Annotated in this window: 33 protein-coding genes; 29 read left to right on the top strand and 4 right to left on the bottom strand. The window is 51.0% G+C overall.

Features of this window, described 5'->3' with window-relative positions:
• The 29 genes from Q4551_RS15145 to rplQ form a co-directional block, all read left to right on the top strand.
• Nucleotides 1-552, top strand: a 552-nt coding sequence (locus Q4551_RS15145; protein ID WP_303434715.1) for an EF-Tu/IF-2/RF-3 family GTPase, incomplete at its 5' end; no start/stop codon positions are given.
• 211 nt (nt 553-763) lie between these two features.
• Nucleotides 764-1,072: a 30S ribosomal protein S10 gene (rpsJ, locus tag Q4551_RS15150; protein ID WP_036535225.1), complete on the top strand. Its 309-nt coding sequence runs from the start codon at nt 764-766 to the stop codon at nt 1,070-1,072.
• Between the two features lie 95 nt (nt 1,073-1,167).
• Entirely contained in the window at nt 1,168-1,800 is a 633-nt protein-coding gene (gene rplC / locus Q4551_RS15155; RefSeq protein ID WP_303434716.1) for a 50S ribosomal protein L3, read from the top strand.
• 3 nt (nt 1,801-1,803) lie between these two features.
• Complete coding sequence (rplD, locus tag Q4551_RS15160) at nt 1,804-2,406, top strand: 50S ribosomal protein L4 (RefSeq protein ID WP_303434717.1); 603 nt, start codon at nt 1,804-1,806, stop codon at nt 2,404-2,406.
• A complete protein-coding gene (rplW, locus tag Q4551_RS15165) occupies nt 2,403-2,699 on the top strand; it encodes a 50S ribosomal protein L23 (RefSeq protein WP_303434718.1) in 297 nt (98 codons plus the stop codon). Before rplD ends, rplW begins: the two co-directional genes overlap by 4 nt.
• Before the next feature lie 12 nt (nt 2,700-2,711).
• A complete protein-coding gene (gene rplB, locus Q4551_RS15170) occupies nt 2,712-3,539 on the top strand; it encodes a 50S ribosomal protein L2 (protein ID WP_303434719.1) in 828 nt (275 codons plus the stop codon).
• A gap of 17 nt (nt 3,540-3,556) precedes the next feature.
• Nucleotides 3,557-3,832 (top strand): 30S ribosomal protein S19, encoded by a 276-nt coding sequence (gene rpsS / locus Q4551_RS15175; RefSeq protein ID WP_221797397.1) that lies wholly within the window; start codon nt 3,557-3,559, stop codon nt 3,830-3,832.
• 13 nt (nt 3,833-3,845) lie between these two features.
• A complete protein-coding gene (gene rplV, locus Q4551_RS15180; RefSeq protein ID WP_303434720.1) occupies nt 3,846-4,181 on the top strand; it encodes a 50S ribosomal protein L22 in 336 nt (111 codons plus the stop codon).
• Nucleotides 4,182-4,192: 11 nt separating this feature from the next.
• The gene (rpsC, locus tag Q4551_RS15185) at nt 4,193-4,882 is read left to right on the top strand and encodes a 30S ribosomal protein S3 (RefSeq protein ID WP_303434721.1); all 690 of its coding nucleotides are present in this window, start codon (nt 4,193-4,195) and stop codon (nt 4,880-4,882) included.
• Nucleotides 4,883-4,894: 12 nt separating this feature from the next.
• Nucleotides 4,895-5,308, top strand: coding sequence for a 50S ribosomal protein L16 (gene rplP, locus Q4551_RS15190; protein ID WP_303434722.1), 414 nt, complete (start codon nt 4,895-4,897; stop codon nt 5,306-5,308).
• On the top strand, nt 5,308-5,499 hold the full coding sequence (rpmC, locus tag Q4551_RS15195) for a 50S ribosomal protein L29 (RefSeq protein WP_303434723.1): 192 nt from the start codon (nt 5,308-5,310) through the stop codon (nt 5,497-5,499). Before rplP ends, rpmC begins: the two co-directional genes overlap by 1 nt.
• Nucleotides 5,500-5,501: 2 nt before the next feature.
• Complete coding sequence (gene rpsQ, locus Q4551_RS15200) at nt 5,502-5,768, top strand: 30S ribosomal protein S17 (protein ID WP_303434724.1); 267 nt, start codon at nt 5,502-5,504, stop codon at nt 5,766-5,768.
• 33 nt (nt 5,769-5,801) lie between these two features.
• A complete protein-coding gene (gene rplN / locus Q4551_RS15205; protein ID WP_303434725.1) occupies nt 5,802-6,170 on the top strand; it encodes a 50S ribosomal protein L14 in 369 nt (122 codons plus the stop codon).
• A gap of 14 nt (nt 6,171-6,184) precedes the next feature.
• Nucleotides 6,185-6,499 carry a 50S ribosomal protein L24 gene (rplX, locus tag Q4551_RS15210; protein ID WP_303434726.1) on the top strand — a complete coding sequence of 105 codons (315 nt, stop codon included), beginning with the start codon at nt 6,185-6,187 and terminating at the stop codon, nt 6,497-6,499.
• An 18-nt stretch (nt 6,500-6,517) separates the two neighbouring features.
• Entirely contained in the window at nt 6,518-7,057 is a 540-nt protein-coding gene (gene rplE, locus Q4551_RS15215) for a 50S ribosomal protein L5 (RefSeq protein WP_303434727.1), read from the top strand.
• Nucleotides 7,058-7,067: 10 nt separating this feature from the next.
• A complete protein-coding gene (gene rpsN, locus Q4551_RS15220; RefSeq protein ID WP_303434728.1) occupies nt 7,068-7,373 on the top strand; it encodes a 30S ribosomal protein S14 in 306 nt (101 codons plus the stop codon).
• Between the two features lie 77 nt (nt 7,374-7,450).
• Nucleotides 7,451-7,843: a 30S ribosomal protein S8 gene (rpsH, locus tag Q4551_RS15225; protein ID WP_303434729.1), complete on the top strand. Its 393-nt coding sequence runs from the start codon at nt 7,451-7,453 to the stop codon at nt 7,841-7,843.
• Between the two features lie 9 nt (nt 7,844-7,852).
• Complete coding sequence (gene rplF, locus Q4551_RS15230; RefSeq protein ID WP_303434730.1) at nt 7,853-8,386, top strand: 50S ribosomal protein L6; 534 nt, start codon at nt 7,853-7,855, stop codon at nt 8,384-8,386.
• A gap of 10 nt (nt 8,387-8,396) precedes the next feature.
• Nucleotides 8,397-8,747: a 50S ribosomal protein L18 gene (rplR, locus tag Q4551_RS15235; RefSeq protein WP_303434731.1), complete on the top strand. Its 351-nt coding sequence runs from the start codon at nt 8,397-8,399 to the stop codon at nt 8,745-8,747.
• Between the two features lie 11 nt (nt 8,748-8,758).
• Complete coding sequence (gene rpsE / locus Q4551_RS15240) at nt 8,759-9,283, top strand: 30S ribosomal protein S5 (RefSeq protein ID WP_303434732.1); 525 nt, start codon at nt 8,759-8,761, stop codon at nt 9,281-9,283.
• A 6-nt stretch (nt 9,284-9,289) separates the two neighbouring features.
• The gene (gene rpmD, locus Q4551_RS15245) at nt 9,290-9,475 is read left to right on the top strand and encodes a 50S ribosomal protein L30 (RefSeq protein ID WP_303434733.1); all 186 of its coding nucleotides are present in this window, start codon (nt 9,290-9,292) and stop codon (nt 9,473-9,475) included.
• Between the two features lies 1 nt (nt 9,476).
• Entirely contained in the window at nt 9,477-9,911 is a 435-nt protein-coding gene (gene rplO, locus Q4551_RS15250) for a 50S ribosomal protein L15 (RefSeq protein WP_303434734.1), read from the top strand.
• Nucleotides 9,911-11,239, top strand: a complete 1,329-nt coding sequence (secY, locus tag Q4551_RS15255) for a preprotein translocase subunit SecY (RefSeq protein WP_303434735.1) — start codon at nt 9,911-9,913, stop codon at nt 11,237-11,239. The genes rplO and secY overlap by 1 nt, the downstream gene beginning before the upstream one ends.
• Before the next feature lie 20 nt (nt 11,240-11,259).
• On the top strand, nt 11,260-11,373 hold the full coding sequence (rpmJ, locus tag Q4551_RS15260) for a 50S ribosomal protein L36 (RefSeq protein WP_303434736.1): 114 nt from the start codon (nt 11,260-11,262) through the stop codon (nt 11,371-11,373).
• Between the two features lie 103 nt (nt 11,374-11,476).
• Entirely contained in the window at nt 11,477-11,833 is a 357-nt protein-coding gene (gene rpsM, locus Q4551_RS15265) for a 30S ribosomal protein S13 (RefSeq protein ID WP_303434737.1), read from the top strand.
• 79 nt (nt 11,834-11,912) lie between these two features.
• Nucleotides 11,913-12,302, top strand: a complete 390-nt coding sequence (gene rpsK, locus Q4551_RS15270; protein WP_094059483.1) for a 30S ribosomal protein S11 — start codon at nt 11,913-11,915, stop codon at nt 12,300-12,302.
• Between the two features lie 12 nt (nt 12,303-12,314).
• Nucleotides 12,315-12,935 (top strand): 30S ribosomal protein S4, encoded by a 621-nt coding sequence (gene rpsD / locus Q4551_RS15275; protein WP_303434738.1) that lies wholly within the window; start codon nt 12,315-12,317, stop codon nt 12,933-12,935.
• A 21-nt stretch (nt 12,936-12,956) separates the two neighbouring features.
• Nucleotides 12,957-13,958 carry a DNA-directed RNA polymerase subunit alpha gene (gene rpoA / locus Q4551_RS15280; RefSeq protein WP_303434739.1) on the top strand — a complete coding sequence of 334 codons (1,002 nt, stop codon included), beginning with the start codon at nt 12,957-12,959 and terminating at the stop codon, nt 13,956-13,958.
• A gap of 31 nt (nt 13,959-13,989) precedes the next feature.
• On the top strand, nt 13,990-14,397 hold the full coding sequence (gene rplQ / locus Q4551_RS15285; RefSeq protein WP_303434740.1) for a 50S ribosomal protein L17: 408 nt from the start codon (nt 13,990-13,992) through the stop codon (nt 14,395-14,397).
• A 157-nt stretch (nt 14,398-14,554) separates the two neighbouring features.
• Here rplQ and eutB read toward each other — a convergent pair whose 3' ends face one another.
• The 4 genes from eutB to Q4551_RS16265 all read right to left on the bottom strand — a co-directional run bounded on the left by eutB (nt 14,555) and on the right by Q4551_RS16265 (nt 20,528).
• Entirely contained in the window at nt 14,555-16,765 is a 2,211-nt protein-coding gene (eutB, locus tag Q4551_RS15290) for an ethanolamine ammonia-lyase subunit EutB (protein ID WP_303434741.1), read from the bottom strand.
• Between the two features lie 2 nt (nt 16,766-16,767).
• Nucleotides 16,768-18,204 carry an ethanolamine ammonia-lyase reactivating factor EutA gene (locus Q4551_RS15295; protein ID WP_303434742.1) on the bottom strand — a complete coding sequence of 479 codons (1,437 nt, stop codon included), beginning with the start codon at nt 18,202-18,204 and terminating at the stop codon, nt 16,768-16,770.
• A 400-nt stretch (nt 18,205-18,604) separates the two neighbouring features.
• Nucleotides 18,605-19,975 carry a M17 family metallopeptidase gene (locus Q4551_RS15300; protein ID WP_303434743.1) on the bottom strand — a complete coding sequence of 457 codons (1,371 nt, stop codon included), beginning with the start codon at nt 19,973-19,975 and terminating at the stop codon, nt 18,605-18,607.
• 151 nt (nt 19,976-20,126) lie between these two features.
• Entirely contained in the window at nt 20,127-20,528 is a 402-nt protein-coding gene (locus Q4551_RS16265; RefSeq protein WP_368501411.1) for a transposase, read from the bottom strand.
• Nucleotides 20,529-21,263 lie beyond the last annotated feature (735 nt).

The raw sequence follows: 21,263 nt of genomic DNA on the forward strand, positions 1-21,263 counted from the left end.
ATCATGCCAATCGAAGACGTATTCTCTATTCAGGGTCGTGGTACGGTTGTTACCGGTCGTGTTGAGCGCGGTATCGTACGTACTGGTGAAGAAGTTGCGATCATCGGTATCAAGGAAACCATCAAAACGACCTGTACTGGCGTTGAGATGTTCCGCAAGATTCTGGACGAAGGCCGTGCTGGTGAGAACGTTGGTGTTCTGCTGCGTGGTACCAAGCGTGACGAAGTTGAGCGTGGACAAGTACTGGCCAAGCCAGGTTCTATCACGCCTCACACTACGTTCCAGTCAGAAGTATACGTGCTGGGCAAAGATGAAGGTGGTCGTCACACGCCATTCTTCAAAGGTTACCGCCCACAGTTTTACTTCCGTACTACGGACGTAACCGGTGCATGTGAACTGCCAGAAGGCGTTGAAATGGTTATGCCAGGTGACAACGTGCAACTGACCGTTACCCTGATTGCGCCAATCGCCATGGACGAAGGTCTGCGTTTTGCGATTCGTGAAGGTGGTCGTACCGTTGGTGCTGGTGTTGTAGCCAAAATCGTCGAGTAAGATCAGACGTTCAAGGTCGACATCATGTCGACCTTGAATAGAAGCCTCCTCTGTCGGGGCTTTTATCCTGCCGAAAAGTATTCCTGTCTCACCACAGCTTTGTGGCATTTTTATTTTTGTCGGTTGACACTTTTTGTACAGCCGCATACAATTCGCGTCCCCTTGAATTGGGGGTGAAAGCGAGCTCTGCACATAATCTTGGAGTTTGGTAATGAACCAACGAATCCGTATCCGTTTAAAGGCTTTCGACCATCGCCTGATCGATACTTCGACTCAGGAAATTGTCGATACCGCCAAACGTACGGGCGCTCAGGTGCGTGGACCTATTCCACTGCCTACCCGTAAAGAGCGTTTTACCGTTCTGGTCTCTCCGCACGTCAACAAAGACGCGCGCGATCAGTACGAAATCCGTACGCACAAGCGCATGCTCGACATTGTTGAGCCAACAGAAAAAACCGTTGATGCGCTGATGAAACTGGATCTGGCTGCCGGAGTGGAAGTTCAGATCAGTCTTGGTTAAGAGATAAAAGGCTTAACCTTACACAGTGCTCTGTGTAACGCCTAATGTCAGGCGGCCATAGTGGGTCCAAGCCCCGTACACGAGAGGTAATTAAAATGGCAATTGGTATTGTCGGTAAAAAAGCGGGCATGACTCGTATCTTTACCGAAGAAGGTCAATCTGTTGCTGTTACTGTCCTGGAAGTAACGCCAAATCGCGTCTCTCAGGTAAAAACCGTCGATACTGACGGCTACAGTGCAATTCAGGTTACTTTTGGCGCTAAGAAAGCGTCACGCGTTTCCAAACCGGCATCCGGTCATTTTGCGAAAGCAAATGTCGAAGCTGGTCGAGGCGCTATTGAGTTCCGTACTGAAGAATCTTTCAGTACCGGTGACGAACTTCTGGTGACCCAGTTTGAAGCGGGTCAGAAAGTTGATATTACTGGTACCACGAAAGGTAAAGGTTTCCAAGGCGGCGTAAAGCGTTGGAACTTCCGTACTCAGGATGCTACCCACGGTAACTCCTTGTCACACCGCGCACCTGGCTCTATCGGCCAGTGTCAGACTCCTGGTCGTGTCTGGAAAGGCAAGAAAATGGCTGGTCATATGGGTTCTGAACAACAGACCACCCAAAGCCTGGAAGTCGTACGCGTTGACGTGGAAAACAACCTGCTGCTGGTTAAAGGCGCGGTTCCTGGTGCTCCAGGTTCTGACGTGATTGTGAAACCAGCTGTTAAGGCGAAGGGGTAAGCGATGGAACTGAAAACTAACGCAGGCAATGCGGTAGCTGTTTCTGACACTACCTTCGGCCGCGAATTTAACGAAGCCCTGGTTCACCAGGTGGTCACTGCTTATATGGCAGGTGGCCGTCAGGGTACCAAAGCACAAAAGACTCGTTCTGAAGTCGCCGGTGGCGGTATCAAGCCTTGGCGTCAAAAAGGAACTGGCCGTGCTCGTGCGGGTACTTCAAGCAGCCCAATCTGGCGTTCTGGTGGTGTTACATTTGCTGCCAAACCACGCGATTTTGATCAAAAGCTGAACAAGAAAATGTACCGCGCAGCCATGCAGGTCATCTTGTCCGAGCTGGTTCGTCAAGACCGTTTGGTGGTTGCAGACTCCTTTGGCGTTGAAAGCCATAAGACCAAAGAGTTTGTTGCCAAACTGAATGATCTGGACCTGAGCAACGTATTGATCATCTCTGAGGATCTTGACGAGAAGCTGTATCTTGCCGCTCGTAACGTTCCGCATGTAGGCGTGACCGAAGCATCAGCGATCGATCCAGTGAGTCTGATTGCATTCGAGAAAGTCCTGGTGACAGTGCAAGCCTTGAAACAACTTGAGGAGGCTTACGCATGATCCGTGAACGCCTTTACAAGGTGCTGATTGCACCTCAGATTTCTGAAAAAGCAACCTGGGTTGCCGAAAAACACGGGCAGTATGTTTTCCGTGTGGCTCCTGATGCTACCAAGCCAGAAATCAAACAAGCCGTTGAAGCCCTGTTTGAAGTAAAAGTTCAGTCAGTACAGGTTGTCAACATTAAAGGCAAAACCAAGCGTACTGCACGCGGTATGGGCAAGCGTAACGATGTGCGTAAAGCATATGTTCGCCTGGTCGCCGGTCAGGACATCGACTTCGCTGACGCGGAATAAGGAGCTCAAGTCATGGCATTGGTGAAAACTAAACCGACTTCAGCTGGCCGTCGCCATCTCGTTAAAGTCGTGAATAAAGAGCTGCACAAGGGTAAACCTTTTGCTCCTCTGCTTGAAAAGAACAGCAAGTCCGGTGGTCGTAACAACAATGGCCGGATTACCACTCGTCACATTGGCGGTGGTCATAAGCATCACTATCGTATCGTTGACTTCAAACGCAACAAAGATGGCATTCCTGCTGTTGTTGAGCGTCTGGAATACGATCCGAACCGCAGCGCGAACATTGCCCTGCTGAAATACGCAGACGGTGAACGTCGCTACATTCTGGCCGCTAAAGGTCTGAGTGCCGGTGATGAAATCGTCTCTGGCGAGCACGCACCTATTAAAGTAGGTTCTGCAATGCCACTGCGTAACGTACCGGTTGGTAGCGTTATTCACAACATCGAGCTGAAGCCTGGTAAAGGTGGTCAGATCGCTCGCTCCGCGGGTACATCTGCACAGCTGGTTGCCCGTGAAGGCACTTACTGCACCTTGCGTCTGCGCTCCGGCGAGATGCGTAAGGTTCTGTCTGACTGTCGCGCCACTCTGGGCGAAGTTGGCAATGCCGAGCACGGTTTGCGTGAACTGGGTAAAGCTGGTGCAACGCGCTGGCGTGGTGTTCGTCCTACCGTTCGCGGTGTGGTAATGAACCCAGTGGACCACCCACATGGTGGTGGTGAAGGTCGTACCTCTGGTGGTCGCCATCCTGTTTCTCCTTGGGGTGTACCAACCAAAGGCTACAAGACTCGTAAGAATAAGCGTACCGACCATCTGATCGTACGCCGTCGTTCTGCGAAATAACTAGAGAGGATTGAACTGTGCCACGTTCATTGAAAAAAGGTCCATTTATTGACCATCACTTGATGAAGAAGGTAGAGGCCGCTCTTGAGAAGAACGACAAGCGTCCGATCAAGACCTGGTCTCGCCGCTCCACTATCTTCCCGGATTTCGTGGGGCTGACCATCGCTGTACATAACGGCAAACAACACGTGCCTGTTTTCGTCACTGAAGACATGGTTGGACATAAACTGGGCGAATTCGCGCTGACTCGGACTTACAAGGGTCACGTAGCGGATAAGAAAGCCAAACGCTAAGAAGGGGTGAAGTATGTCTGAAGTAGCCGCTGTTTTACGTGGTGCTCGCTTGTCCGCTCAAAAAGCGCGCCTGGTCGCAGACCAGATCCGCGGTAAGAAAGTGGATGAAGCTCTGGAAATTCTGACTTTCAGTACCAAAAAGGGTGCTGAACTGGTCAAGAAAGTTCTGGAATCTGCCATCGCCAACGCTGAGCACAATGATGGCGCTGACGTAGATGAGCTGAATGTCAGCACGATCTTCGTTGATGAAGGTATGACCATGAAGCGTATTCGCCCTCGAGCGAAAGGCCGCGCGGATCGTATTTTCAAGCGCACTTGTCACATCACTGTGAAAGTTTCAGAAAAATAGGAGTTGGTCAGATGGGTCAGAAAGTTCATCCAACCGGTATCCGTTTGGGCATCGTCAAAGATCATAATTCGATCTGGTATGCCGGTAAGGATAAGTACGCCGACAATCTGCTGACTGACATTGCTGTTCGATCCATGATCGAAAAGCGCCTGGAAAAGGCATCAGTCAGCAAGGTCGTCATTGAGCGTCCTGCACAAAACGCCAAAGTCACCATCCACACTGCCCGCCCAGGTATTGTGATTGGCAAAAAAGGTGAAGACGTTGAGGTTCTGCGTAAGGACCTGAGCGAAGTGATGGGTATTCCGGTACACATCAATATTGAAGAAGTTCGCAAACCTGATCTGGATGCCAAACTGGTTGCCCAGAGCGTTGCTAGCCAGCTGGAACGTCGAGTTATGTTCCGCCGTGCGATGAAACGCGCCGTTCAGAACGCCATGCGTGGTGGTGCTGAAGGTATCAAGATCCAGGTGAGCGGCCGATTGGGTGGAGCTGAGATTGCTCGTGCCGAGTGGTATCGTGAAGGACGTGTGCCTCTGCACACACTGCGTGCCGACATCGACTACGCAACTTACGAAGCACACACTACCTACGGTGTTATTGGCGTTAAAGTCTGGATCTTCAAAGGGGAGATTCTGGGCGGTATCCAAGAGGTACGAGAGCGCGCCAAAAGCCAGGGTAAGAAGAAATCCGGTCGTTCATAAGGGGATTGAGTTATGTTGTTACCAAAACGTACCAAATTCCGCAAAGTCCAGACCGGCCGTAACCGTGGCTTGGCCATTCGTGGCTCCAAGGTCAGCTTTGGCGAATATGCGCTGAAAGCTACCGGCCGTGGTCGTCTGACTTCGCGTCAAATTGAAGCAGCACGTCGTGCGATGACCCGTAAGGTGAAACGTGGCGGCAAGATCTGGATCCGCGTGTTCCCGGACAAGCCTATTACAGAAAAACCTCTCGAGGTTCGTATGGGTAAAGGTAAGGGTAACGTTGAATACTGGGTATGCCAGATTCAGCCAGGTCGTGTTCTTTACGAGATGGAAGGTGTGCCTGAAGAGCTGGCGCGTGAAGCGTTCGCTCTGGCTGCGGCCAAGCTGCCTTTCGATACTGTATTCGTTAAACGGACGGTGCTGTGATGAAAGCAAGTGAACTGAAAGAACAATCAGTGGCTGAGCTGAAATCTCAGCTGTTAGAACTGTTAGGCGAACAATTTAAGTTGCGTATGCAAAAAGCGACCGGCCAGTTGGGCCAGACTCATCTGGTGAGTCAAACCCGCCGCGACATTGCTCGCGTTAAAACTGTGCTGGCAAGCAAGGCAGGTGAATGATCATGACTGAGAACACAACATCCGTTCGTACCCTGAGTGGTCGTGTCGTGAGCAACAAGATGGACAAGTCCATCACTGTCCGGGTTGAGCGTTTTGTAAAGCATCCGATCTATAAAAAGTTCGTGAAACGTTCTACCAAGATTATGGCGCACGACGCCAATAACGAATGCCAGATTGGCGATTCCGTTACAGTACAAGAGTCACGCCCACTGTCTAAAAACAAGACATGGGCGTTGGTAACTATCGACGAGCGCGCTGCCAAGGTTTAATCGCCAGGTAGAGTCAGTTAAGGAGCGAGAGGCATGATCCAAACTCAAACCATGCTAGACGTTGCCGATAACAGCGGCGCAAAGCGTGTCCAGTGCATCAAAGTACTGGGCGGTTCGCATCGTCGTTATGCCGGCATCGGTGATTTGATTAAAGTGTCCGTTAAGGAAGCAATTCCTCGCGGTAAAGTTAAAAAAGGCCAGGTAATGAACGCTGTTGTAGTGCGTACCCGCAAAGGTATTCGCCGCGCAGACGGTTCAATTATCCGCTTTGACGTCAACTCTGCGGTTCTTCTGAACGCATCCTTGTCGCCAATCGGTACGCGTATCTTTGGCCCGGTGACTCGTGAACTTCGTTCAGAGAAGTTTATGAAGATCATTTCCCTAGCACCTGAAGTGCTCTAAGGGAGGGAATGCAAATGTTGAAAATCCGTAGTAAAGACGAAGTGGTTGTTATCGCAGGTAAAGACAAGGGCAAACGCGGTACCGTTCAAAAGGTACAGCAAGATGGCCGTCTGATCGTTACCGGCGTTAACATGGTGAAAAAACACCAGAAGCCTAACCCGTACCTGCAACAGCCAGGTGGCATCATCGAGCGCGAAGCCGGTATTCAGGCTTCCAACGTGGCCATCTGGAACCCTAAAACTGAAAAAGCCGATCGTGTTGGCTTCAAGGTTGACGGTGAGAAAAAGGTACGTATCTTCAAATCCTCAGGCGATGTAATCGACGCCTAATTGGAGCTGGATACTGCTATGTCACGTTTAGAAGAACTGTATAAACAAGAAGTAGTAGCCAAGCTGCAAGAAGAGTTTGGTTACAAGAACATTATGGAAGTGCCTAAAATCACCAAAATCACCCTGAACATGGGTGTTGGTGAAGCACTGGGCGACAAGAAACTGATGGACAGCGCAGTTGCAGATATGCAACTGATTGCTGGCCAGAAAGTGGTTGTTACCAAGGCACGTAAATCTGTCGCGGGCTTCAAGGTTCGTGAAGGCTGGCCGATTGGTTGTAAAGTGACCTTGCGTCGCGACCGTATGTGGGAATTTATGGATCGTCTGATCGATATCTCACTGCCTCGTGTACGTGACTTCCGTGGTATTAACGGTAAGTCCTTTGATGGTCGCGGCAACTACAGCATGGGTGTGAAAGAACAGATCATTTTCCCGGAAATTGACTACGATAAAGTAGACAAGATTCGCGGTATGGATGTGACCATCACCACCACAGCCAAAACCAACGAAGAAGGCCGTGCTTTGCTTAAAGCGCTGCAGTTCCCGTTCCGTAACTGAGGAGTTAATCATGGCTAAAATCAGCATGAAGCAGCGTGAGTTAAAGCGTGAAAAGCTGGTAGAGAAATATTCTGCCAAGCGTGCTGAACTCAAGGCAATCATTAGTAACCAGGATTCTTCTGACGAAGAACGCTGGAATGCACAACAGGCACTGCAAAAACTGCCTCGCGATTCATCAGCGAGCCGTCAGCAGCGTCGTTGTCAAATAACGGGCCGTCCGCACGGTGTTTACCGCAAATTCAAACTCTCACGTATCAAACTGCGTGAAGAGGGAATGAAAGGTAACGTGCCAGGTCTGAAAAAGGCGAGTTGGTAAGCACACCCTTTATGCAAGGCCGGAGCAATAAGCTCCCGGCTTTGCCTGAAGGCCGCTGCACAACAGAGGTAATATAAATGAGTATGCAAGATACGTTGGCGGACATGTTCACCCGCATTCGTAATGCCCAGCAAGCTGGTCATACGAATGTGAGCATGCCGTCTTCAAAAATGAAGGCGTCTGTTGCCCAGGTTCTGGAAGCAGAAGGCTATATCAGTGGTTTTTCAGTAGAAGAGTCAACCAAACCGGTTATGACTATCGATCTGAAATACTACGAAGGCAAGCCAGTTATTGAACGCATCCAGCGTGTATCACGCCCTGGTCTGCGTCAGTACAAGGGCTCCGCACAACTGCCGAAAGTTGAGGCAGGTTTGGGCGTAGCCATTGTATCCACCTCGAAAGGCGTCATGACTGACCGCGCCGCCCGTGCTGCGGGTGTCGGTGGTGAAGTTATCGCCACTGTATTTTAAGGGGATACCATGTCACGCGTCGCTAAGGCTCCTGTACAGATCCCGACTGGTGTTGAAATTACACTGGCCGCTGACAAGATCTCTGTTAAGGGCAAACAAGGTTCCTTGGAACTGGCTATCCACACTGCTGTGGATATTCAGCAAGAAGAGAATGAACTGAAGTTCGCTCCGAAAAAGAATGACAAGCAATCCAATGCTCTGGCGGGAACGTTCCGCGCTCTGGTAAACAATATGGTTACCGGTGTAAGTGTTGGCTTTGAAAAGAAACTGGTTTTGCAAGGTGTTGGTTATCGTGCCAAGTCTTCTGGCAAAACTCTGAACCTGTCCCTGGGCTTCTCCCACCCGGTTGATTATGAACTGCCTGAAGGCGTGACTTGTGAAACACCAAGCCAGACGGAAGTTGTAATCAAAGGTGTCGACAAACAAGTTGTCGGACAGATCGCCGCTGAAATTCGCGGTTACCGTCCTCCTGAACCTTATAAAGGTAAAGGTGTTCGTTACGCTGACGAGATTGTTCGTCGTAAAGAAGCCAAGAAAAAGTAAGGTCTAGGCCATGAATGAGAAGAAAAAAGCTCGTCTGCGCCGTGCCCAGAAAACCCGGATAAATATCCGTGAAAAAAGCGCGGTTCGCCTGTGTGTACACCGTACACCTCGACACATTTATGCTCAGATCATCGCTGCCAATGGCGCTAGCGTCCTTGCAACGGCTTCTACAGTAGAAGCAGATCTGCGTAACGATTTAACTGGTAACGTCAGTGCTGCCACGAAAGTGGGTCAGTTGATTGCTGAGCGTGCAAAAGCCGCCGGTATTACCAAGGTCGCTTTCGATCGTTCCGGTTTTAGATACCATGGTCGCATCAAGGCTCTGGCTGACGCGGCTCGTGAAAACGGCCTCGAATTCTAAGGGTAAAGATCATGGCAAATAACGAACGTAATAACGATCGCAACAACGATCGCTCAGAAAGTGAATTCCAGGAAAAACTGGTTCAGGTTAACCGTGTAGCCAAAGTAGTAAAAGGTGGTCGTATTTTCGCCTTTACTGCTCTGACAGTGGTTGGCGATGGTAATGGTCGTGTTGGCTTCGGTCGCGGTAAGTCCCGTGAAGTTCCAATGGCAATTCAAAAAGCCATGGAACAAGCCAAGCGCAACATGATCACAGTGCAGCTGGATGGCAGCACACTTCAGTACCCAATCAAAGCCCGTCACTCCGGTGCACAGGTTTATATGCAGCCAGCATCTGAAGGTACCGGTATTATTGCCGGTGGTGCGATGCGTGCAGTACTGGAGATGGTTGGCGTCAAGAACGTACTGGCCAAGTGCTACGGTTCTACCAATCCGAATAACGTGGTTCGTGCAACCTTTAATGGTCTTGCGCAAATGAAGTCACCTGAAGAGGTGGCTGCAAAACGCGGCAAGACTGTTGAAGAAATTCTGGGGTAATTCGATATGGAAAAGAAAACTGTAAAGGTTACCCAGACTCGCAGCACTATTGGCAAATTGCCAAAGCACCGCGAAACCATGAAAGGTCTGGGCCTGCGTCGCATTGGTCATACTGTTGAACTGGAAGATACACCATCCATTCGCGGCATGATCAACCAAGTTCAATACATGGTTAAGGTTGAAGGGGAGTAATATGCGCCTCAATGAATTGAGTCCAGCTCCTGGTTCCAAGCCGACGCGCAAGCGCGTTGGCCGTGGTATCGGTTCTGGTTTGGGCAAAACCGGTGGTCGTGGTCACAAGGGCATGAAGTCTCGCTCAGGTGGCAGCGTTGCACCCGGTTTCGAAGGTGGTCAGATGCCGATCCACCGTCGTTTGCCAAAGTTTGGTTTTGCTTCACGCAAAGCCCAGTACGTTGCCGAGATTCGTCTCAACGAACTGACTTTGGTTGAAGGCGATGTTGTCGATCTGGCAGCACTGAAAGCAGCAGACGTGATAGGCGACAAGTTCAAAGAAGGTCGCGTTATCCTGTCTGGCGAAATCAGCAAGGCTGTGACTGTTAAAGGTCTGAAAGTCACTAAAGGCGCTCGCGCTGCCATTGAAGCAGCAGGCGGTAAGGTCGAAGACTAATGGCTACTCAAGGCTCACAACCACAAGGAATGAACAAGGGTCTGGGAGAATTATTCTCTCGGATCCGGTTTGTACTCTTGGCAATTGTTGTATATCGGATTGGTACCCATATTCCGGTACCAGGGATTAACCCGGACGCGTTAGCTCGGTTGTTTGAACAGAATCAGGGCACCATCCTGGAAATGTTCAACATGTTTTCCGGCGGCGCCCTGGAGCGTATGAGTATTCTTGCGCTCGGTATCATGCCGTACATTTCCGCGTCCATTATCATGCAATTGCTGACGGCGGTGAGCCCTCAGCTTGAGCAGCTCAAGAAGGAAGGTGAATCGGGACGTCGCAAGATTACCCAATACACCCGCTACGGCACTGTCTTGCTGGCCACCGTCCAATCGTTCGGTGTGTCAGCAGGGCTGGCGGGGCAGGGTGTCACCTTCTCTTCTGGTATCGATTTTTATATCGCAGCAGTACCTTCCTTCGTGGCAGGTGCCGTCTTTATGATGTGGCTGGGCGAACAGGTAACGGAACGTGGTATTGGTAATGGTATTTCCATTCTGATTTTTGCCGGTATCGTTGCTGGATTGCCAAGTGCGGTTGGTCAGGCGTTTGAATCTGCTCGTCAGGGCGATTTGAATATCCTGTTGTTGTTGGTTATCGCTGCTTTGTCAGTCGCGGTTATCGCGTTTGTTGTCTTCGTTGAACGGGGACAGCGCCGCATCACCATCAACTATGCCAAGCGCCAGATGGGCAACCGTCAAATGATGGGTGCTCAAAGCAGCCATCTGCCACTCAAGCTGAATATGGCGGGTGTTATTCCTGCGATTTTCGCTTCAAGCCTGCTGTTGTTCCCGGCATCCCTGGGGCAATGGTTTGGTCAAGGCGAAGGTATGGAATGGCTACAGGACATTAGCCTGGCCCTGGCTCCTAGCCAGCCGCTGTATATCGTATTGTTTGCTGCCGGTATTATTTTCTTCTGTTACTTCTATACGGCGTTGATGTTTAACCCGAAAGATGTGGCCGAGAACCTGAAAAAGTCCGGTGCTTTCATTCCAGGGATTCGTCCCGGAATTCAAACTGCCAAGTATATTGATACCGTGCTGGGTCGTCTGACTCTGTTTGGTTCCCTCTATATTGCGTCCGTCTGTCTGTTGCCCCAGTTTCTGGTGGTAGCAGCCGATGTACCTTTCTACTTTGGCGGTACATCACTGCTGATCGTAGTGGTGGTGGTTATGGATTTCATGGCGCAGGTGCAATCTCATCTGATGTCGCATCAGTATGAATCCCTGATGAAGAAAGCGAACTTGAAAAATATGGGCTCAGCTAATCGCTGAGACCATTTTAGGAGACTGTCATGAAAGTACGTGCGTCTGTTAAAAAAATGTGCCGTGAATGTAAAATCATTCGTCGAAACGGCAGTGTGCGCGTGATCTGTTCAGATCCCAAGCACAAACAACGTCAGGGTTAATTCTCCTGGCATGGCGGGTGTGGTTAACAAGTAGCTTGCATTTACGGCAAGCTACTTGTAGTATCTCGCGCCCTTTCATCAAGTAAGTGTAACGGAGTTAGACATGGCCCGTATTGCCGGTGTCAATATTCCTGACAACAAGCATGCAGTGATTTCTCTGACCTATGTTTTTGGCATTGGTAAGACCACTGCCCAGCAAATCTGTGCCGCATCAGGCATTGCTGAGAGCACCAAAATTGGTTCTCTGAGCGAAGACCAGCTGGACATTATCCGTAATGAAGTTGCTAAGTTTTCGGTCGAAGGCGATCTGCGTCGTGAAGTACAAATGAACATCAAGCGATTGATGGACATGGGTTGCTTCCGCGGTATTCGTCACCGTCGTAGCCTGCCTCTTCGCGGTCAGCGTACTAAAACGAATGCTCGTACCCGTAAGGGTCCGCGCAAGCCAATCCGTAAGTAATCACTGATTACCGGATTGGACTTTTAGTGTAGCTGCATTCACTTGTTGCAGTGTTGATATTAAAAGCAGGATTGTAAAAATGGCTAAGCCACAAAGATCAACCAAGAAAAAGGTTAAAAAGCAGGTAGTGGATGGCATTGCCCATATCCACGCCTCTTTTAACAACACCATTGTGACCATCACCGACCGTCAGGGCAACGCATTGTCCTGGGCAACGGCCGGGGGCTCTGGTTTCCGTGGTTCTCGTAAGAGCACTCCTTTTGCCGCTCAGGTGGCAGCAGAACGTGCTGGTGAAGCTGCCAAAGAGTATGGCCTGAAGAATCTGGACGTTGAAGTTAAAGGTCCAGGTCCAGGCCGTGAATCTGCCGTTCGCGCGCTGAATGCATGTGGATACAAAATATCCAACATCACAGACGTGACGCCGATTCCTCATAACGGCTGTCGTCCACCTAAGAAGCGTCGCGTATAAGGAGGCAGAATTATGGCACGTTATATTGGTCCAAAGTGTAAGCTGTCTCGTCGTGAAGGAACTGACCTGTTCCTGAAAAGCGGCATTCGCGCACTCGATACAAAATGTAAGCTTGAAACCAAGCCAGGTGTTCATGGCGCAGGTCGTGGTCGTCTGTCTGACTATGGTTTGCAGCTGCGTGAAAAGCAAAAAGTTCGTCGTTTGTACGGCATTCTTGAAAAGCAATTCCGTAGCTACTACAAAGAAGCAGCGCGCCGTAAAGGTGCGACTGGTGAAAACCTGCTGCAATTGCTGGAATCCCGTCTGGATAACGTTGTTTATCGCATGGGTTTTGGTTCTACTCGCGCAGAATCGCGTCAGCTGGTTTCTCACAAAGCAGTCACCGTTAACGGACGTACTGTTAATATTCCGTCTTACCAGGTGCAAACTGGCGATGTTATTGCTATTCGTGAGAAATCACGCAAGCAAGATCGTATCAAGACTGCTCTGGAATTAGCTGGTCAACGTAGCGATTGCGCGTGGATCTCTGTTGATTCTGGCAAGATGGAAGGTACTTTTACCAATGTTCCGGAACGCGCTGATCTCCCTGCGGAAATCAACGAAAACCTGATCGTGGAACTTTACTCTAAATAATAGAGGAGCTTAAGGGCAGCTATGCAGCGTGCAGTTAATGAATTTTTGACACCTCGTAACATCCAGGTAGACGAAGTTAGCGGTACCCATGCCAAGGTCACTCTTGAGCCTCTGGAACGCGGATTTGGTCACACTCTGGGCGCAGCCCTGCGTCGTATCTTGCTGTCATCAATGCCGGGTGCGGCCATTGTCGAGTGTGAAATCGACGGCGTATTGCACGAGTACAGCGCAATTGAAGGTGTTCAACAGGATGTTATTGAAATCCTGCTGAACCTGAAAGGCGTTGCAGTCAAATTGCATGAGCGTGACGAAGCGAACCTGACCCTGGCCAAAACCGGCCCGGCTACGGTTACAGCTGCCGATATTCAACTGGATCATGGTGTTGACATTGTCAACCCGGACCACGTCATTGCCCATTTGGGTGAAGGTGCCGAGCTGAAGATGACGATCAAAGTCGCTTCAGGTCGCGGTTATGAAACCGTCGAATCTCGTTACCAGAATGATGAGGAAACCAAGGCAATTGGTAAACTTCAGCTGGATGCCACTTACAGCCCGGTCAAGCGGGTTTCATACAGCGTCGATAGCGCTCGTGTGGAACAACGTACTGACCTGGACAAGTTGGTTATCGATCTGGAAACCAATGGCACCATTGATCCGGAAGAAGCGATCCGTCGTTCCGCGACCATCTTGCAGCAACAGCTGGCTATCTTTGTCAATCTTGAGAATGATGAAGTTGTTGAACAGGTACGTGAAGAGGAAGAAATTGATCCGATTCTGCTGCGTCCTGTCGACGATTTGGAGTTGACCGTCCGCTCCGCCAACTGTTTGAAAGCAGAAAATATTTACTACATCGGCGATCTGATCCAGCGTACAGAAGTTGAGCTGTTGAAGACTCCTAACCTGGGTAAAAAGTCTCTGACTGAAATCAAAGACGTTCTCGCTTCCCGTGGCTTGTCGTTGGGTATGCACCTGGAGAACTGGCCACCTGCCAGCCTCCGTAACGACGACAAAGTGCTTGCGTAAGCTGAGCGTTCAGTTAGTAAGGAATTAAACCATGCGTCATCGTAAAAGTGGTCGTCACTTCAATCGTACCAGCGCACACCGCCAAGCCATGTTGAAAAACATGGCGGTGAGCCTGTTCGAACATGAAGTCATTAAAACGACTCTGCCAAAAGCGAAAGAACTGCGCCGCGTTGCTGAGCCACTGATCACTCTGGCTAAAGAAGATTCAGTTGCAAATCGTCGTCTGGCGTTCTCTCGTACCCGCAGCAAAGAAGCTGTTGGTAAACTGTTCAATGAACTCGGTCCTCGTTACCAAGCTCGTCCAGGCGGTTATATCCGTATTTTGAAATGCGGTTTCCGTTCTGGTGATGCTGCGCCTATGGCGTATGTAGAGCTGGTCGATCGTCCAGTTGTTGAAGCAGAAGAGATTGAAGAAGTAAAGGATGATGCAGCTGAGTAATATCGGCTGTTCTTCCTGAAAACCCGCTTTCGAGCGGGTTTTTTTTTGCCTGCTGTTTGTACAAGGCAGTGGCCACTTGCTGAAGCCAGACATCCTTTTCTGGCGCAGCTAGCGCTGGCTCAGACTGGGTCAGCGCAGTGAGTTAGCGCAGACTGGATCAGGCAGCAGCATGCGGTTTTAACAGCGATTCAAGACGATTTCCGGCAGCGCCGTGAGTCAGAATCTGGATTGCTTTTTCGGCGATTACCGAACCGGCTTCCGTTGCCGGTAATCCTTTCTGATAAATATTGGAAATCACACTGTATTCCCACTCAATATCCGGATTACCACTGAAAGCCGCGGCTTGTGGACGCTGGTCATCAGCCACCCGATAAGCCAGATAAGCCGACAGGCTTCTGGATGCCATGGCATCGCCTCCAGGGCGTTCCCCGATCAGGTTGATCACCAGTTGCGACTGCAGTGAGCGGCCAATATCTTCAGCCAACTTGACGCGGCCGTATTGGCATACGATGGTTTGGCCACAGTGATACCCCCGGCTTTGCAAGCCGTCCTGCAACACCGGTAGCAGCTGTTCGATATTGTGGTGTACGGCTTCGGCGCTGAGTCCATCGGTAACCAGAATCTGGACATCGGTAAATTCCGGCGACAGGCTCAGGCGGCAATGGGTATCGAGATAAGAGCCGGTTTCCGGGTTGGACAAATGCATTTCCCGGGAGTCGGCCCGAGTAATCAGTTGCCGAAACCCCAGCGTATCCGTCAGTTGTTTGACGTTGAGGTCGGCATAGATCGCTTCCCGAGCCACCGCCTGGTTACTTCTCAGCGTACGCGCCACCTGATTGCTTGGTCGTGGCCCGGCATTATCAAAGCCATAAGCTGCCGGAACCGATTCCAGCAAACGTTGGTAGTCACTTTCTGATGCACAGAACTGTTCTGGTTTACCCCAGTTGGGGCCACGTTCCAATCCACCGTCTTCATCGCGGACAAAAATACCTTTATCCATCGCCCAGCTGAGATACTCCGGTGCAGGCTCGAGTTCATGAATCTCGCGCAGGGTCTGATCGTCATGGCCACTGGTATCAAAGTAGGCGAGCATACGATCGTTGCCCAAATAGACGTCCATAAAAAAGTTGGCACCGGCGGCAGCCAGCAACTCGGTTGCCATTTGCTGACCTTCGGCAGTCACCTGGGAGTGCAGGGTAAAGCAGGGGGCCATGCCCATCGGCAAGCCCATCAGCTTGCCCATCAGGTGATCCTGCAAGCAGCTGTAGGTCATCTCAAAGTTATCGAGGTGGGTTTCCGGGCCAATAAAGCCAGTGACATTGTTCACCATAAAAGGACGGTAACGACGGGCCAGGCCATAACACAAGGCTTCACAGGTGGCCATATCGAGACCATTGTGCTTGTTGTAAGTCAGCTCACTGCCCTGGCCGGTTTCGAAGTACATAACATTCTCGGCCCCGGTGTCACGCAGCGGCCCGTGGGTTTGCATCAAGGCACAAGCCTGATCCAGCAGCTCGACAGTGACGTCAAATTCATCGGTCAGTGTTCGCTCAGTACCTGCCAGACTCTGGAAGATGATCTCTACCGGTGCGCCTTCTTGCAGGCAGGCCATTTGGGTCTTGATATGAGACAACACACAAATTTGTGTTGGCGCTCCGGTTTCGCGACGCAATTTGTCGAGGTGGTGTAAAACGGCGCTGATATTATCAACAGTATCAATCGCCGGATTCAGGCCAAGCAAAGCGTCTCCGGCACCCATGGAAAGCCCGGCGTAGGTCAGCAAGCTGATCCCGGCGAGGTTGTCGGTCGGGTGATTCGGCTGCAGGCGTGAAGACAAGGTACCAGCCAAACCAACACGGGTACGAGCCTGGGCCGAAGCGCCGTGCTTCAAGCGCTTGGCCAGAAGGATCAGTTCATGGACATCGAGCAGTTTGGTGACAGCCGCGACCATTACGCCAGTCAGGGCGGTGCCCAGTTCCCGGATACGCGGCCCCTTGCTGGCCAGCATCAAATCCTTCAGCTGCCCCAACGTCATATGGCGCAAGGTGGCGAAGATAGCCATATCGATGTCGTAGTTGATCCGCATCACGCTGTCGATGCGGCCTTCGGCATCGGTCAGCGGTGTATCGTAAAGATGCTGCAATGTCTGTTGAGACAACAGGGTGCGGGCCGCTTCGCGCTCAATTTCATCCGCGGCGGCCAGTCCGGCAATACGATCTCCGGCCTTGCTGACGTCAGCGGCTCCGAGCAGATGCGCCAGATTGCGAAAGCGATAGCGCTTTTGCATCAACAAAATATCGTAGGTTTGGGGCTCTGCCACCGCAGGGACATGAATATGTTGGGTCGGGGTTGGACAAAAAACAGACATGATCAGCTAGCCTCCTGACTCATACCGAAAAAGGATATTGGTATGACTTGTTTCAGTGGTCGACCGACATGAATAAACTGTGCCTGTCGGTCGGGAATTTCATCAATCACCAGCAGTGGTTCCGGGCGCTGGCCCCAGTTGCTCAGGTAATTTCCCAGGGTCTTGCCGATGTTGTTTTCCAGCAACAGTACCAATGGGGTTTGTGTTAGTAAGCAGGTGCTATCCCTGGCGTGGTTCAGCCGCTGGGCAAACCGTTTGATCAGCGGCAAATCCGTTTCACTCGAGAGACAACGAACCCGGATGGCGGCACCGCGTTGGCAGCCTTGAGCCAGTCGTATGACCTGATTGATCGTCTCCTGACTGGCATCCAGTGACAGATGGGATAACAGCGGCAAATCGGTGAGAGGGAGTTGCGCCGCGTTACTGATATAAAGACTGGTGCCGGAAATATCCGAGCTGTGCAAGGTCAGCCCCAATACCGTTGCCCGACCGGCGCTGTCCGGGCGGACTGACAAAGAGCGTGAAAGAATCGGGGAAGCAACTATTGCCCGGGCCAGATCAATCCCCAAATCCCCATAAGCGGTAGTGGCTGGCCAGCTGCCGTGATCGAGAAAGTGATAAATCAATTCCCCAACACCGCCGGAAAACGTCACCAGCGGGCTGGCATGATGCTGTGGCCCGTCTGGATTCAGCAATGCCAGCTGGCGGAAACCATCATCAATGGTGGCTTCGTTGCCGAGCACAATCTGCTCAAGGCTCTGCACCATCCACTGCACAATACGCTGGCACAGATGAGTCTCGAACACTGCTGGTATCTCGCGGACACCCAACTGCCGCAATAACTCACGGCCGTAAGGGGAAAGACCGGTTAACCGATAGCTGCCAGGCTCAAAGCGGAAATGGCGAGCGCCAATGTAATAACAACCGCAGCATTGAACGTCGCCCGACAGGCCCAAAGCCGGATTGGTGGTGCCACCGCCAATATCAAGATTCAGCACTGGCTGGTTATGGTGATAACGGCTCAGTAACTGGCAGCTGCCCATAAACGCCATCCAGGATTCCAGACCGGGGTCATCGGCAGTTGCAATCAAGGCGTCACCAATCCGTTCACCAATCAGCTGACTGAGCACCCGGGCATTGTCACTGCGGGCTGCCAGCCCTGTGATCAGTGCGGCTCCCGTGTGCGCCGGATACTGTTCCAGCTGAGCCTGCTGCATCCAGTGTGATAATTGCTGTAGCAGGGCATCGGTATCGATTTGCTGGTTCTTGAACGGCGTAAAGCAGGCTGGCGAGCGATAGATCAGGACAGGGTTGGTATAGGTCATCCGGCCGTTGACGCTGTGTTTTCCAAGGCTGACTTCCGCCACCATCATACTGGATGTGGTGGAGCCGAAATCGAGCCCAAGCAGGCGAACAGCGTCCGGTCGGGTAGGCGTCATAAATGTCCTGATTGCTGTGATATCTGGATCTTCTTGAAATAAAAATTCCCCAAAGGAATATTCAATTCTCACGCCAAGTTGACGAAAAATGACGTTGGAGCCGCAAAAAGGTCGTAGAGGATACAAAACATCTCAGCCAGTGTGGCAGACATGGGAGAACGGCTTGAATATCAAAGGCTTGGGTCAGGCTGGCGGTTGGATTCTGCCATCGGCGAGAGGTCAATCTGAGCAGCGCATCAGGGCTGGCAAGGCAAGATACTGCCCGGTAGTGCCAGAAAGTCGTGCCCTGTGCCATAACAAATGGCACAGGGCAGAGCGGGTTGCTCTTTTACAGGGCGCGTAATAACCCGAATGACCCCGGACAGAATGCACGCACCGGGTATCAGTGTATCGGAGCCGTTTAGGAATAACGTTCGTTCAGATACTGGAAAACGGCGCGTACGCCCATGGCCTCACCACCGACCGGGCGACCGGGCAGTTTGCGCAGATTCCAGGCCATAATGTCAAAATGCACCCAGGGAGTGTTCTCAACAAACGCTTGCAGATACAGCGCGGCAGTAATCGCGCCGCCATAAGGGCTGGAAGCGCCGTTCACCAGATCAGCAATCTCACTTTTCATAAATTCAAAATAAGTTTTGTGTAACGGCAGTTGCCATACCGGCTCTGCTGCGGCTTCCCCGGCATCGGACAAGGCTCGCGCCACCGAACGGTCGTTACAGAAAAACCCTGGCAGCTCAGTGCCCAGCGCAACCCGACAGGCTCCCGTCAGAGTGGCGAAGTCGATCATCAGCTCAGGGTGTTCTGACTCGGCTTCCGCCAGGGCATCACACAAGACCAGACGACCTTCGGCATCGGTATTATCGATTTCGACCGTCAGGCCTTTACGAGTCGGCAGAATATCGCCGGGGCGGAACGCATTGCCACTGACGGCATTCTCGACCGCAGGAATCAGCACACGCAAATGGATATCGAGACCTGATGACATAATCATCCGGGCCAGCCCCAATACATGAGCGGCACCCCCCATGTCTTTTTTCATCTGCCGCATATAGTTACCCGGCTTGAGGTTCAGGCCACCGCTGTCAAAACAGACGCCTTTGCCAACCAGAGTAACGGCAGGGGAATCAGGATTACCCCAACGCACATCGAGCAACCGGGGTGAGTGCACACTGGCGCGGCCAACGGCATGAATCATGGGGTAGTTCTGTGTTAACAGGTCGTCGCCAACAATTTCCTCAAACCGGCCACCAAACTCTTCTGCCAAAGACCGGGTAACCTCCGACAGCTGTGCCGGCATCATATCCTGAGCCGGAGTATTCACCAGATCTCGCACCAGATTGATAGCGTCGATCTGTTGGTTGGCCTTATCGACCAGACCGGCATCGTCGAGCAGCAGCCGGGCTTGGGGCTTGCTGTTCTCCTTGTAGCGAGTAAAGCGGTAAGCGCCCACTCCCCAGCCAAAAGCGATATTCAGCAAGCGTTCTGCGCTGGCATCTTCCGTCAGTACGTAATCCGTTGCTGGCAAACTGGCAGACAACTCGCCACAGGCAAAAGGGTCATCCAGAGATTCACACACATACAGCGCCAGACAACCGCCCTGGGGTTGCGGGATCAAAGCGGTGCCCGTTCCTGAATAATGGCTGGCTTCAAGCCAGTCTTTGGCCGCAGGTTGCTGCTGCAACCAGGGTTTGAATTCGGATTTGGCCAGCAAGGTCAGTGGCGTGGTGGCGTGCCCAGAGGCAAGGGAGGAGAGAGAAGCAACAATCGACATGGCAACAACCTGTAGAAACAAGAGTAGAAACAGTAAACCTGCTCACCAGATTAACCAGTATCGAACGGGAATTCGAGGGCTGCGATGTTGGTTGGAGCATTGTGGTAGTCATTTTGGATATGGCGAGGAAATGCCTTTCGAAAATACTTTTTTACAGCCTCGTCAGCAGCCTTTGGATAAGCCATCTGCGCCTTTCTTTTAATGATTGATGCAGACCGGTTATACAACTGTCGTGCTGCGCTCCCCGGTACCCTCGGTCGAACGCCCGAACGTTGGGATCAATCGGCGGTCGATGTTGGAAATACTGCTCGCCACAGAAGTGCTGCCAGTAGGGGGTTTCTACCCAGCGGGCAATGCAGTGTTCATCCGATAGCGCGCAGATATGTTTCAGAAGTGTCAGGCCAATGATTAATCGGGACGATGATCCAGGGCGTCCGTTGTTTGAGCAGTAAGAACTCTGGCAGTGACGCTCAAGTTTCGACAAGTCGATACGTTGACTGAGCTGAACGAGTTCATGCCTGGGGTCGATCAGGTCAAGCAGCTCCGGGCGCAACAGGCGTGTAAGGCTGTTGAATGCTGGCGTCGAAGGTTTTGCAGGGACGACGAATTAAATGTCGTTTATTGAGCTAATAAGCGGCATTTTCACAACCAACTTGATGTGAATCAATTGATCAATACCATTCAGTCATAATATCTTAGGTCTGCAAGGAATTATCTGACAGGAATTGAAGCGCAAGGAATGCACATAACCACTACTCATACAATAATTAACAAATCACAGAAAAATATCTTATGGAATGGACTATTACTTCAGGCAAAACTCTGTCTGATGTATATCCTGTGTTGTGTTAGTATCAATTCGACCTATTGTTTTATAAATAATAATAGGTACTCACCCTTTTCTGCAAAAAAGTCACTTCAGCTTAAGATTGTCGAATTATTTTTAATGTCATTTAAAGTAGCCACCCATTCCCACAAGCAAAAACGTATCAAAATCATAAGTTTTACCAACAAATCCAGCGCACTAGTGTTTACAAAATTTAATACATAAAAGGCAAGCTGAACCAAAAATAATATTCAACATTGAAATAGCTTGTCCAACAAGGGATGACGAATTCGGAATAAAATTAATTATAAGATTATAAACTCAACAAAGGAAGGTGATGCATGAAAAAAAACATAATATTCTACTTGGCAATATTGCTACTAATTGTTCTGGTCAACAAAACCGGACACATTAATTGGCTAATTTCTCATGCTCCGCCGGTGACAAGTCACCGTTCGAGGA

This window comes from Oceanobacter sp. 5_MG-2023, assembly GCF_030548165.1.
Taxonomy (GTDB): domain Bacteria; phylum Pseudomonadota; class Gammaproteobacteria; order Pseudomonadales; family Oceanobacteraceae; genus Oceanobacter.

Bases quoted from the DNA above. Each gene is read 5' to 3' on its own strand.
- rpsJ (WP_036535225.1), top strand. From the start codon at position 764: ATGAACCAACGAATCCGTATCCGTTTAAAGGCTTTCGACCATCGCCTG.
- rplC (WP_303434716.1), top strand. From the start codon at position 1,168: ATGGCAATTGGTATTGTCGGTAAAAAAGCGGGCATGACTCGTATCTTT.
- rplD (WP_303434717.1), top strand. From the start codon at position 1,804: ATGGAACTGAAAACTAACGCAGGCAATGCGGTAGCTGTTTCTGACACT.
- rplW (WP_303434718.1), top strand. From the start codon at position 2,403: ATGATCCGTGAACGCCTTTACAAGGTGCTGATTGCACCTCAGATTTCT.
- rplB (WP_303434719.1), top strand. From the start codon at position 2,712: ATGGCATTGGTGAAAACTAAACCGACTTCAGCTGGCCGTCGCCATCTC.
- rplV (WP_303434720.1), top strand. From the start codon at position 3,846: ATGTCTGAAGTAGCCGCTGTTTTACGTGGTGCTCGCTTGTCCGCTCAA.
- rpsC (WP_303434721.1), top strand. From the start codon at position 4,193: ATGGGTCAGAAAGTTCATCCAACCGGTATCCGTTTGGGCATCGTCAAA.
- rplP (WP_303434722.1), top strand. From the start codon at position 4,895: ATGTTGTTACCAAAACGTACCAAATTCCGCAAAGTCCAGACCGGCCGT.
- rpmC (WP_303434723.1), top strand. From the start codon at position 5,308: ATGAAAGCAAGTGAACTGAAAGAACAATCAGTGGCTGAGCTGAAATCT.
- rpsQ (WP_303434724.1), top strand. From the start codon at position 5,502: ATGACTGAGAACACAACATCCGTTCGTACCCTGAGTGGTCGTGTCGTG.
- rplN (WP_303434725.1), top strand. From the start codon at position 5,802: ATGATCCAAACTCAAACCATGCTAGACGTTGCCGATAACAGCGGCGCA.
- rplX (WP_303434726.1), top strand. From the start codon at position 6,185: ATGTTGAAAATCCGTAGTAAAGACGAAGTGGTTGTTATCGCAGGTAAA.
- rplE (WP_303434727.1), top strand. From the start codon at position 6,518: ATGTCACGTTTAGAAGAACTGTATAAACAAGAAGTAGTAGCCAAGCTG.
- rpsN (WP_303434728.1), top strand. From the start codon at position 7,068: ATGGCTAAAATCAGCATGAAGCAGCGTGAGTTAAAGCGTGAAAAGCTG.
- rpsH (WP_303434729.1), top strand. From the start codon at position 7,451: ATGAGTATGCAAGATACGTTGGCGGACATGTTCACCCGCATTCGTAAT.
- rplF (WP_303434730.1), top strand. From the start codon at position 7,853: ATGTCACGCGTCGCTAAGGCTCCTGTACAGATCCCGACTGGTGTTGAA.
- rplR (WP_303434731.1), top strand. From the start codon at position 8,397: ATGAATGAGAAGAAAAAAGCTCGTCTGCGCCGTGCCCAGAAAACCCGG.
- rpsE (WP_303434732.1), top strand. From the start codon at position 8,759: ATGGCAAATAACGAACGTAATAACGATCGCAACAACGATCGCTCAGAA.
- rpmD (WP_303434733.1), top strand. From the start codon at position 9,290: ATGGAAAAGAAAACTGTAAAGGTTACCCAGACTCGCAGCACTATTGGC.
- rplO (WP_303434734.1), top strand. From the start codon at position 9,477: ATGCGCCTCAATGAATTGAGTCCAGCTCCTGGTTCCAAGCCGACGCGC.
- secY (WP_303434735.1), top strand. From the start codon at position 9,911: ATGGCTACTCAAGGCTCACAACCACAAGGAATGAACAAGGGTCTGGGA.
- rpmJ (WP_303434736.1), top strand. From the start codon at position 11,260: ATGAAAGTACGTGCGTCTGTTAAAAAAATGTGCCGTGAATGTAAAATC.
- rpsM (WP_303434737.1), top strand. From the start codon at position 11,477: ATGGCCCGTATTGCCGGTGTCAATATTCCTGACAACAAGCATGCAGTG.
- rpsK (WP_094059483.1), top strand. From the start codon at position 11,913: ATGGCTAAGCCACAAAGATCAACCAAGAAAAAGGTTAAAAAGCAGGTA.
- rpsD (WP_303434738.1), top strand. From the start codon at position 12,315: ATGGCACGTTATATTGGTCCAAAGTGTAAGCTGTCTCGTCGTGAAGGA.
- rpoA (WP_303434739.1), top strand. From the start codon at position 12,957: ATGCAGCGTGCAGTTAATGAATTTTTGACACCTCGTAACATCCAGGTA.
- rplQ (WP_303434740.1), top strand. From the start codon at position 13,990: ATGCGTCATCGTAAAAGTGGTCGTCACTTCAATCGTACCAGCGCACAC.
- eutB (WP_303434741.1), bottom strand. From the start codon at position 16,765: ATGTCTGTTTTTTGTCCAACCCCGACCCAACATATTCATGTCCCTGCG.
- Q4551_RS15295 (WP_303434742.1), bottom strand. From the start codon at position 18,204: ATGACGCCTACCCGACCGGACGCTGTTCGCCTGCTTGGGCTCGATTTC.
- Q4551_RS15300 (WP_303434743.1), bottom strand. From the start codon at position 19,975: ATGTCGATTGTTGCTTCTCTCTCCTCCCTTGCCTCTGGGCACGCCACC.